This window comes from Chitinivorax sp. PXF-14 (assembly GCF_040812015.1).
Classification (GTDB): Bacteria; Pseudomonadota; Gammaproteobacteria; order Burkholderiales; family SCOH01; genus JBFNXJ01.
On record NZ_JBFNXJ010000028.1, the window covers coordinates 1 to 9,916 of the forward strand.

Genomic DNA, 9,916 nt, shown 5'->3' on the forward strand with positions numbered 1-9,916 from the left:
CTACCTCCCCGGATTTCAGTCCCTTGAGGCGATAGCTGGCGTGCTCGGTGGCTACCACCACGCCATGGGATGTCTTGCCACCCAGCGGCAGCGCCACGAACATGAAACCTGCCGGCGGCACGCTGGTCAGGCCGTAGTGCTGCAGCATTTCAGCCGCGCGGATCTGCTCACCGGCGAGCCCCTCGGCGTCCACCAGCTGTACCGGTCCTGCGCTGTTGACCGCGCTACCCTTGCCACGAAACGCCTGGCGCACCGAACTCAGCGCGCGGCGAATCTGGCGATTCACCTGGTCAATCATTGGCCGTTCTCCAGTCCATCCGAGCCATCGTCGATACCGTTCTTTCCTCTACGGTGCTTGCGCCTGTGCGGGTGCGCATCGAGCACCCAGGTGCCATCCTCGACCAGCCGCAGCTCGGTCTGCGCGCCCTCGTGGCGTCCACCGGTAAACCGTCGACCAATCAGGAAATAGATGCCGTCGATGTCATGCGCCTCGGACACCACCCGCAGCCGCTGGCCAGGCGTCCACAACTGGCCGTCACCGGCTTCGCCAGCGGCATCGATCACATGCCCCGGCACCCGCGCGGTCAGGTTCAAGCCTTTCAGGCGCGCATCGGCAATCAGCTTGCGGGCGCGGTCCTGCGCCACCGCGACGCTATCCGCCTCGTGATCGACCACGATCTTTGGACGGTACGCGATCGCCTGCATCTGCCGGTCTCGCGCCACGGCCTTGACGTCGTGCCGACCTTCTTCCTGTTCGGTGCCATGCGCCTGCCCCAGCACCGTCAGGTGCGAATAGCGATCGGCGATCGACTGGCGCAATGCCAGCGACAGTACGTTGTTGCCGTACCCATCGCGGCGCAGCAGCAGCGTGGCCACCGCCGGGCGGCTGTAATCCGGGCCGCCGACCACCAGGGTGCCGTCCGGTTCGAACCATGGCCATAGGCCGTTGGCTTCGGCTGCATGGACTAATGCATCCCAGGCGGTATCGCCTGGCTCGACGTTGATTTTCTCCCTGGTGCGGCTCTTGTCCGCATCGATACGGACCTTCTTGACGCCCAGCTCGCGCGTCAGCGCCGCAACGATGTCGGCCAGCGCCGCCTGGCGCTTGACGAAGATCGGCGCCGAGCAATCCACCAGATCGGCCGCGCCGTCGCGCCCGGACAAGCTCAGGCGATGTTCGGCCCGGCTGATTTCGTGGCTGATCTCATCCACGCGGCCGCGCATCACGCGCTGGCCAGCCACCTGCACCTCTACCGGTGCACCGGCATATACCGAGGGCGGCAGCTCACCATCGCGCAGGCCGAGGCTGACATGCCAGGCATCGGCCGGCACCAGCAGATCGGAATCGACGTCATAGCTCTCCCAGTCGTCATGTACCTGGCCGCCGATCAGCAGCGCGACGCCGCGCTCACTTGGCGTAGCCATAGAGGCGATCTCCGGCTTGCAGGGCGTTGGGCAGACGCAACAGGGGGTTGAGGCGGGCCAGTTCCGGCGCGCGGTTGTGGTCGCCATACCAGGCATGGGCGAGCAGGCGCAGATTGCCCGGCACATCGAGGGCGCGCAGCTGCAGCGGCGGGCGCAATTCGATCAGCGACTGCGCCGCCAGCTGCAGCGCGGCCGCCTGTTGCTTGAGCGGTTCGCAGATCGTGCGGGCTTGTTCCAGCGGATAGAGCGCCCGCACGGCAGTCATGGCGTCGAGCAGCGTCTGACGGGCATCGTTCACCATCTGTTCGATGTCGGCCGGCGACAGGTCCGGCGCACGAGCCGGGTCAGCCTCGGCAGTCAGCACCATGGCGGCAGCGCTGGCCGTGGCCACGGCGGTTTGTACCGTCACATGCACCTGTGCGGCTGCGACTGCCTGTACCTCGCTGGGCGCCACCCCAGGCCGTAGCGCAGCCACGGCATGGGTAGTGCTGGCCTTGCGGCTGCCCCAGCCCTCGTTTAACGAGCGGAAAATGCTTGTTAACGCGCCCCATTCGGCCAGCAGGCGTTTGTCGAAATTGCGCAGCCCCTGGATGCCACTGACGATGGCCGACAGGTCGTTGGCCCAGGCACGCGGGTACTTGAGCACGTCCAGCCCGGATGTCGCCAGCCCCTGCACCTGCGCCAAACCGGCCAGCACCGGCCCGGTCAGCGACTGGCGCAGGCTGTCGAGTGCCGCCAGCGGGTTGGCCGCAACGGTGTCATCCACCACCTCGGCGGTGGCATCGGCCACTGCGGCTTCAGCCTGTGCCCCCTGATCGTCGACCGCATCGGCCTGTTGTGCTGGCAGCTCGCGGGCGAAGAAGGGTTGATCCTGCCTGTCGGTTTCAACGAAGACGAGCGTCAACACGCATTGATCGACGGCATCGGCCGTATGCTGCACCTGCCACGAGCGCAACTGCGCCCACACCGATCCGAACACCGGGTGGATCAACTCACCGGCACCGGGCTGGTCCAGCTCGGCCAGCAGGTCCTGCAGCCTTTGCTCATAGTCGTCGCCAAACAGCACGGCGTTGATGCGCAAGCTGCGCGCTGCACGGCCGAGGTCTTCTACGCTGGCGCCATCGAGCCAGGGATAGGCATGCTCGACCAGCGAGCGTTCGGCACCGTCATCGGTCTGCGTGACATCGAACGTCACGCCACGAAACGAGCAATCTAGAAGGGAGTCTGACCAGGCCATGATGGCGCCAGCTTACGCGCGCGCATGGCCCGGCCCGGGGTGGAAGGACTTCAGCGGGGAGGGGGAAACGCCCGCTAGTTGCGCCGTGCCTGGCGCGTGTTGGCATCGTTGATGGCGGCGACGATGTTGCCGTTGCTCACCGATACCTCGACCTTGATGGGATCGACCTTGACCGGCTGCTGCTCCTTGTGCAGCAGGTCGTAGATCGCCCCGCCGAGCGTGTTGTCCTTACCGGTGACGGCGGACACCAGGGCATTGATGCCTTCATTGAGCACCGGGCCAATCACGTTGTATCCCAGCTCCCAGCCCGAGGCGGCGGCGCCGACCACGCCGAGCGCCTTGCCGGCCGCGCCCAGTGTGCGCCCCATGCGGCCTTTGGGTGCTGCGGCCTCTTCTGCCGGTGCAAGCGGCATATCCGGCAGGCCGGCACCGCCTTGCTTGCCGCGTTGTTTCTGTTTCAGCGCCTCGCCGGGCCCCAGCATGCCGCCCGGCCAGTTGGTGACGAACACCCGCTGCACGCCCATGCCTCCGAGCACCTTGCCGGCCTCGCCCGCAGCAGTGGCCTGCGCCTCGCCGGCCAGACGATCCTTGCGCTTGCGGTTGTAGCGGAAAGCCAGGGCCAGCGCGCCCACGCCGGCGGCGCCGGCCAGCACTTGGCCGCTGTGGTCGGCGAAGTATTCGCTCATGCGGCCCGCCCAGTCGGCGCCCTGGGTGGCACCCTCGCCGAGCTTGGCTTTTTCCACCTGGACGGCGCCCTTCTTGATGCGCCCGAAATTGCTGTGGCGGATCTCGGCAACGTCGCGATCTAGCGTCTGTTCGCCGGCAGCGCCCTGGGCGAGTTTCATCTGTGCCTCGATCTCGTCGATCGACTTGATTATCTGCAGCCAGAAATCGCGTGTGTACTGGTCGTTGAAGCCGGCCTTGGACATCTTGAACGGGTTGTCGAGGCCCTTTGCCTTGAGCGCCTTCGCCAGGTCGAGCATGCCCGCGACGCCCCCCTCGCCGTAAAACTTGCCGTCCGGCATGTATTTCTCGACATCGATGCCGGTGGCAGCCTTGATGTGCCTGACGTACGCCTTGTCGGTGATGTGCCCGAGACCGTGTTTGATCAGCGTCGACACCTCGCCGGGCTGGGTGGCTGGCTTGATCTTCTGCATCACCTGGGTGAGCGCGCCGGCGAAGTTGAGCGCATTCTCGCCGCCCATGCCGACCCGCGCCATTTCGTTGAGGTATTCCGGGGCGTAGCTGGACAGGCTCTTGGCCTCGAAACGCCCGGCCTTCGAGTGGTAATAGAGCATGTCGTGCATGGCGGCCATGCGCGACGGGTCGATATGGAATTTCTGCTGGATGTCGAAATCCATATTGGCAATGTCGGTGATGCTGGAGCGAAAGGCGAGCGCGGCGCGGGCGGCCTCCTCGATCGTGCCGGCGATCTGCTCGTACTTCATGCCGGCATTGGCCAGCGTGCGCATGCCCTCGGCGATGTCCTGCGGTGTGGCCAGCAGGTCGGTGGCTCGCTCGATGGCGGTCTTGCGCATCGCGGCGGCCTGCGCCTGGGTCATGTCCGCCAGCTGCTTCATCTCCAGGATTTTCTGTTCGAACTCCAGGTTGGCATCCAGCGCATTCCTGAGCAGCCCGACCCCACCGGCCGCCGCCAGCAGTTTCGACGCCGCCGAAAATCCGTTCAGGTCCTGCCAGGCCTGCTTGACGCTGTTGCCGACCTGGCCGAAGCCGGTACGGGCGGTGTCGGTGAAGCGGCGAATGCCGGCGGCCGCGGCATCGTTGCCGTGCAGGCGCAGCCACAGCCCGATGGTGAGGTTGCTGTCCATGGACTATACTGGCCCCATGCTCGAATTGACGCTATTGCTGCTGGTATGCATCGTGCTCCTGCCCGGACTCATATTCCGCTCGCTGCTGGGGCTGCTCTGGTTTGCCGAGATGTTGGTGATCGGGGGCTGCCACGTCATGCTGGCGCTGCTGGCTGGGTGGTCTTGCTGCGCCGGCTGGATCGGTAGTGCCTGGTCACACCGTCGCCCGCCCCATCACCCCGCCGGGTAACCGCCTCCGCCTCGGCGGCGGCCATGCCGAGCAGCCACAGCCATTGCCCGTCGGTCAGCTGGCAGGCGGGGATGCCAAAATAGTAATAAGCCTTTTCAGCGTATCGATACTTGAAACGCTCGACAGCGTCGTCTCCGGACTTTTTTTTACCTCGTCGACGAGCGCCGTCAGTTCGTCATTGCTCAGCGTGCGCGCCGATGGTGAGTAGACTTTCTCGTGCGCCAGGTAGGCATTGACCATGGCAGACAGCTGCTCCCGTCCAACCGCCTCGCGCAAGGCCTGGGCGTTGGCCGCGACCGGTACCGCGGTGACTGGATCGACCAGCGCCCGCGCCAGCAGCTGGCTGGATTTCTCCGCCTCATAGGCTTCGGCAGTCGATATCGACAACTCCAGCCCGGCTTCGCGCATCGCCACCTCGGTGGCGATCTGCGCCGCCAGATAATCCTGCTCGGACAGCAGCCGCAGGCCAAAGGCCACGCCGTCGACGGTGACGCTGCCGATGGCCGCGCGGCCGGCCTTGAGACGGCTCAGGAGGTCGCTCATTCAATCACCTCGCGCAGGGCAATCATGGTCAGGTCGCGCTTGGCCTCGCCATCCACCGTGTATTTGCTGCCCGCATCGGTGGTGAAGCAGTCCAGGTAACTCGTGCGTTTGCCTCCGGCGCTGACCGGATAGATGGTGATCTTGGCGCCTTCGATGCTGCCCCAGTCGATATCGCCGGACACTGGGATCACCGCCGTGACCTTCAGGTCATATTCGGCCACCCCTTTCGCAAAGCCTTTGGCCCTCCCGGTCTTGTTCATCGTTTTGACCAATTTGCGCCCCGTTTTGAACGTCACGTCGAGACTTTCGATCTCCACCTCCTGGCCATCGATCTCCATGACGATCGCGCCCAGATATTCTTGCAGTGCCATTTATCGCGCTCCTTTACAGCAGTAGATCGATGCGGCCGGCGAAGACGTGCAAGCCGTTGACCACATCGCAGGGGATTTTGGCATCGAGCCGGTTCGGGTCCTGCAAATCGCGCTCGACCAGCACCCCGGCGGCATTGGCCTGTACCGCCTCGACGATCTCCAGTTCCTCCAGCTTGTAGAGCACATCGAGCAGCTCCGAGCGCACCTTGGGCGCGGTGCGCGCCGACAGCTTCTCGCGCGGGAAGCGCAGCGCGATGCGTTCACGCACGGCGCGGCGCACATAGTCGAGCGTGCGGATGGTGGTCAGGTCGAGCAGCGAGATATCCGGCACACTCTGTGCGTCGAGCGTGTAGGTGGTGACCGCGCGCTCGATCTGCACCTTGTTGCCAGGCCCCACGGTCAGCGGCGTCACCCCGTTCCACAGGCAGTTTTCGACCGACACCCGATCCAGCCAGGATGTCTGCGGCGGCGCGGAGATGCCGGTCAGCGCCAGCGTGTTGAGCGGGCGCGCCGGGTCCTCTTCGCTGGCGATCACGGCGCCATAGGCGGCCGCCAGTTCGAACACGTTCTCGTAGCAACCCGGCAGCAGCGCGCCGGTCATGCGGCCGCTGTTGATCGACGCCGCCAGCGTGGTGGCGGCGGACACCGTGCCGACATGACCGTAAACACCGATCGCGCCACGCTGCTCGAGCGGACCGCCGACGCTGTCCAGATGCGTGCGCAGCGCCGTCAGATTGGTGGCATCGTTCCACGGGGTGATGATGATGTTGTGCCCTGCGGCAAACACCGTCGTCAGCGCGGTGGCCACGGTCGGGTCGGTGGCGCCGCTCGCCATGGCCGCCACGGCGGCCGTCACGCCGATGCCCGTGGTCGCGGCGGCCGATACCTTGATGGCGTTGCCCAACGTGCCCTTGTTTTTTGCGGTCAGTGTGACCACGTTGGTGGCCACGGTCGCCGTCACCGGCAAATCGGGCTGCTTGTCGAACTGGGCCTTCAGGTTGGCCGCAATGGTGTTTTGCGCGTCGCCCGTGGCCACGGCGATCTGCACCAGCATGTCGCCGATCTGGGCTGTCAGCACCCCGGCCGCCGTGGCCGGCCCGGTAATCGTGATCGTGCCGGTCGCGGCCACACTGGCGCCGGCATCATCCAGCGCGATCGCCTGCAGCGACAAATAGGGATTGGCCGCCACGGCGGCCGCCACCATCAATGCGGCGATCGAGCCACGGCCAAAATAGGTATTGGCATCGGCCACCGAAAACACATCGACCAGCGTATTGGCGGCAACGATGCCGGCGGCCAGGCGCTGACCAACGATCAACACCTTCTGCAGATTGCCCGGCAGCGTGCGGACCGCCAGCTTGGTATTGAACTCCAGATATTTGCCCGGCTTGCGGATGCTGGCCGGGATGTTATCGAACGCGATATTGGGCGAGGCCATGCGTTACTCCTTCGCTTTCTTGTCGGCAACTTCCACCAGATCGCCTTCCGCCACGCGGCGCAGGTAATACGGGGATTCGACGAGGGCATACCCGCGCTCGCCATCCGGCGGGGTATCGGTGATGTAGTTCCGGGGGTTGTTCTCCATCGGAACCTTGAGGCCGGGTGCGGCGAGAACCAGCATGGCTGCTCCTTTATGGGTTGAGGGTGACGAGGTCCGACGCGTCGGGCTTGCCGTCGTCCGGAACCAGGTGGTAGTTGATGCCGATCCGGAGCCAGTCGCCATCGGCGGCGGCATCGGGTTCGACGATGAAGGCGGTGTGCCACTCCTGGGCAAAGGCCGAGAGCGCCAGGCCATTCATTGTCAGGTTGTAAAGCGTCTTGACCGAGCCCGGTTCGAAGCGGGCGATCGGCAAGCCGAAGTCCTGGTTCAGCAGCAGGCGCCGGCAATCCTCCAGCATGCGATAGGCGCCGACCTCCCTGACCTGGCCGGCCACTTCCAGGCCGCGCCGGGAAAACGGCTCGCTGCGCACGCTGCGCGCGCCCACCATGACCACGAAAGTCGCCGGCATGCGCCACCTGGTCTTACTGGCGCCATAGGGCGCGGGCTTGCCGCCGCCGGCGTACACCACCCAGACCCCCGGCAACTGGCGGACCACCTGGCTGATCTCGTCATCGAATTCACCGCCATAGGTCTCCAGGGTGGCAATGCGGTAGCCAAGGCGCCCATCGTTTGCACTCTGGATGCGGTCGAGCACCGCGTTTTCGATATCGACGATCATGCTCAGTAATCCGCCAGGGCATCCCGGCCGAATGTCCGTCTGCCGTCCTGAATCCGGATCGTCGACCGGGTCCCCACCTCCTGCTGGCTGGCATCGAGGCCGAGCGTCAACTCGCCATCCTTGATCTTCTCCAGGATGCGGTGGGCATCCCGGTAACGGTTGCGCACCGGCTCCGTCTCCTGCGCATCACCGCCACACAGCCGATAGCGCGCAATATCGCAGCAGATGCGCGTCAGCAGGCGCGGCACGCTGGCCAGCGGCAGGGCGTAACGCCCCTGCAGGAAGGCGTCGACCTCGGCATTGGCCTCGTCGAGCGCGGTCGCCAGCACTGCCGTGTCGAGCGAGCCGGACAGCGCACGGTCGGTCAGCATGGTCAGCTCCCGCACCCCGAACGCCGCCAGCATGTCGGCCTGGTTCGCGTAATTCACCGCGCCCCCTTAGACCGGCCCGGCGTTGGTCAGTACCACCGCGCGGACATCGAGCAGTTGCCCGAGGTCTTCCGCGCGGACATCGAAGCGATCGCCCCCCGGCTGGTCCGGGCCATACAGCGTGCCGTCATAGTTCACCGGCACCAGCGCGGTCACGGACACCTGGCTGGCGGCTGCCGCCTCGGTCTGGGTTCTTGCCATCGTTCTTGCTCCTTTAGAATGCGCCCGTCGGCCTCGCGGCCCGGACTGCCTTATGCCACCGCGTTCTGGAAGAAATAGCCGGCGTCGGTGCAGGTGATGACCTCCTGCACGCTCTCGCCGCTACGGATACGGACACCGCCACGCAGACCGGCCTTCGGCTCGGGCAGCTCGCCGGCGATCCTGGTGCCGAACTGGGCGGTGAAGCCGAAGGTCGGCTGCATGGCCTGGGCGGCGGACAGCGAGACGGAGAGCAGCGCGGCATGCTTGCCCCAGACACGCACATAGGTCGGCGCCTGGCCCTTCTTCGCCGTATTGACGAAGCCGGTACCGACGATCACCTCGTCGATCTCCAGCAGCTCGGCCAGCGCTTCTTTTGGCACCGAGCCGGAGTTCTGCGGGGTACGGAACACCGCGTTGACGATCTTCGGATGCTGGCGCAGCGTGGTCCACGCCTGCTGGCCCAGCACCAGTTTGTTCGGGCGGATCAGCGGCACGTCGAGCGCGGTCAGCAAGGCCGACAACGGGTTGGAGTTGTTGTAATCGCTCCACTGGCTGGTGCCGGCCAGGGTTTGCTGGTTACCGGCGGCAAAGTTGGCGGTGTTGAAGACCTGGTTCGCGACGCGCACCTCGCGGTCGAGCTGGACCAGGCCGGTCAGCATCATGGTGGAAATGGCCAGCGGCGACAGCGGCCCACCGGAGGCCGGCTTCGGCATCGCCTCCCAGGCCGCGACCTCGCTGTTCGGCACCAGATCGTCGAGGCCATAATCGACGCACTCGCCGGTCAGCAGCGTGCCGCCGAAATCGACCATGGTCGGCTCGGACTTGCGACCGACCTTGGTGTTGGGCACGGTATAGCCCTGACCGGCGCTATACACGGTGTAGCTGAATTTCTGGGCGGTCGGCAGACGCGGCAGCACCTGATCGGCGATCAGCTGGTAATCCGGGTTGCGGTAACCGATGGCAATGGCGGTCAGCGCGGGGTTGACTGGAAAGGCAGCGGTAGACATGCAGTTCTCCTGTTAAAGCGGGGATTAGCCTTGGAAGGTGCCGGGGTTGAGCAGGACGCGGATCACGTCGCCGGCAGCCGAGGCCGATTCCAGCGCAGACCCGACCGTGTTGACATTGGTGCCGGCAGCCGCCGCAGCGGTAACGACGCGGCCCGAGGCATCCGACATCAGGCGGGCGCCACGGGTAATCGCGGCACCCGCCGTGACATAGGTAATGCCGCAGAGCGCCACATCGACGCGCTCGCCGATCGCCGGGGCGATGTCCTGGGTGGCGCCGATCACCAGATCGGTGGCAGCTGCCGCCGCCTGCACCTGGTCGTCGGCCGCAGCATGCTTGACCAGGGTGTAGGCCGCGATGGCCGCCGCCGCCTGGAAATTTTTGGATAGCAGGATGTTGGACATGACGGGCTCCTGGTTGGTTAGGCCT

General features: G+C 65.7%; 14 protein-coding genes. 1 reads left to right on the forward strand and 13 read right to left on the reverse strand.

Annotation, left to right across the window (positions count from 1 at the left end):
- The 4 genes from ABWL39_RS20515 to ABWL39_RS20530 all read right to left on the reverse strand — a co-directional run.
- A partial coding sequence (locus ABWL39_RS20515; RefSeq protein ID WP_367795997.1) for a phage baseplate assembly protein occupies positions 1-298 on the reverse strand: 298 nt, incomplete at its 3' end.
- Positions 295-1,425, reverse strand: coding sequence for a phage baseplate assembly protein (locus ABWL39_RS20520; RefSeq protein ID WP_367796000.1), 1,131 nt, complete (start codon positions 1,423-1,425; stop codon positions 295-297). The genes ABWL39_RS20520 and ABWL39_RS20515, both read right to left, overlap by 4 nt.
- Positions 1,409-2,662, reverse strand: coding sequence for a DNA circularization protein (locus ABWL39_RS20525; protein WP_367796002.1), 1,254 nt, complete (start codon positions 2,660-2,662; stop codon positions 1,409-1,411). Before ABWL39_RS20525 ends, ABWL39_RS20520 begins: the two co-directional genes overlap by 17 nt.
- A 74-nt stretch (positions 2,663-2,736) precedes the next feature.
- The gene (locus tag ABWL39_RS20530) at positions 2,737-4,491 is read right to left on the reverse strand and encodes a phage tail tape measure protein (protein WP_367796005.1); all 1,755 of its coding nucleotides are present in this window, start codon (positions 4,489-4,491) and stop codon (positions 2,737-2,739) included.
- On the opposite strand from ABWL39_RS20530, the gene ABWL39_RS20535 reads away from it, so the two are divergent.
- Positions 4,490-4,720: a hypothetical protein gene (locus tag ABWL39_RS20535; RefSeq protein ID WP_367796008.1), complete on the forward strand. Its 231-nt coding sequence runs from the start codon at positions 4,490-4,492 to the stop codon at positions 4,718-4,720. The two genes, ABWL39_RS20530 and ABWL39_RS20535, sit on opposite strands and share 2 nt — an antisense overlap.
- Before the next feature lie 54 nt (positions 4,721-4,774).
- Here ABWL39_RS20535 and ABWL39_RS20540 read toward each other — a convergent pair whose 3' ends face one another.
- From ABWL39_RS20540 to ABWL39_RS20580, 9 genes are all read right to left on the reverse strand, one after another.
- Entirely contained in the window at positions 4,775-5,263 is a 489-nt protein-coding gene (locus ABWL39_RS20540) for a hypothetical protein (protein ID WP_367796011.1), read from the reverse strand.
- A complete protein-coding gene (locus tag ABWL39_RS20545) occupies positions 5,260-5,634 on the reverse strand; it encodes a phage tail protein (protein WP_367796014.1) in 375 nt (124 codons plus the stop codon). The genes ABWL39_RS20540 and ABWL39_RS20545 overlap by 4 nt, the downstream gene beginning before the upstream one ends.
- 13 nt (positions 5,635-5,647) lie before the next feature.
- The gene (locus ABWL39_RS20550) at positions 5,648-7,072 is read right to left on the reverse strand and encodes a phage tail sheath subtilisin-like domain-containing protein (protein WP_367796017.1); all 1,425 of its coding nucleotides are present in this window, start codon (positions 7,070-7,072) and stop codon (positions 5,648-5,650) included.
- A 3-nt stretch (positions 7,073-7,075) separates the two neighbouring features.
- Positions 7,076-7,255 (reverse strand): hypothetical protein, encoded by a 180-nt coding sequence (locus tag ABWL39_RS20555; protein ID WP_367796019.1) that lies wholly within the window; start codon positions 7,253-7,255, stop codon positions 7,076-7,078.
- A 10-nt stretch (positions 7,256-7,265) separates the two neighbouring features.
- On the reverse strand, positions 7,266-7,853 hold the full coding sequence (locus ABWL39_RS20560) for a phage protein Gp37 (protein ID WP_367796022.1): 588 nt from the start codon (positions 7,851-7,853) through the stop codon (positions 7,266-7,268).
- Positions 7,854-7,855: 2 nt separating this feature from the next.
- Positions 7,856-8,281: a gp436 family protein gene (locus ABWL39_RS20565; protein WP_367796025.1), complete on the reverse strand. Its 426-nt coding sequence runs from the start codon at positions 8,279-8,281 to the stop codon at positions 7,856-7,858.
- A 9-nt stretch (positions 8,282-8,290) separates the two neighbouring features.
- Positions 8,291-8,482 (reverse strand): hypothetical protein, encoded by a 192-nt coding sequence (locus ABWL39_RS20570; protein WP_367796028.1) that lies wholly within the window; start codon positions 8,480-8,482, stop codon positions 8,291-8,293.
- A 50-nt stretch (positions 8,483-8,532) separates the two neighbouring features.
- Positions 8,533-9,489: a capsid protein gene (locus ABWL39_RS20575; RefSeq protein ID WP_367796030.1), complete on the reverse strand. Its 957-nt coding sequence runs from the start codon at positions 9,487-9,489 to the stop codon at positions 8,533-8,535.
- Positions 9,490-9,513: 24 nt separating this feature from the next.
- A partial coding sequence (locus ABWL39_RS20580; protein WP_367796032.1) for a DUF2190 family protein occupies positions 9,514-9,916 on the reverse strand: 403 nt, incomplete at its 5' end.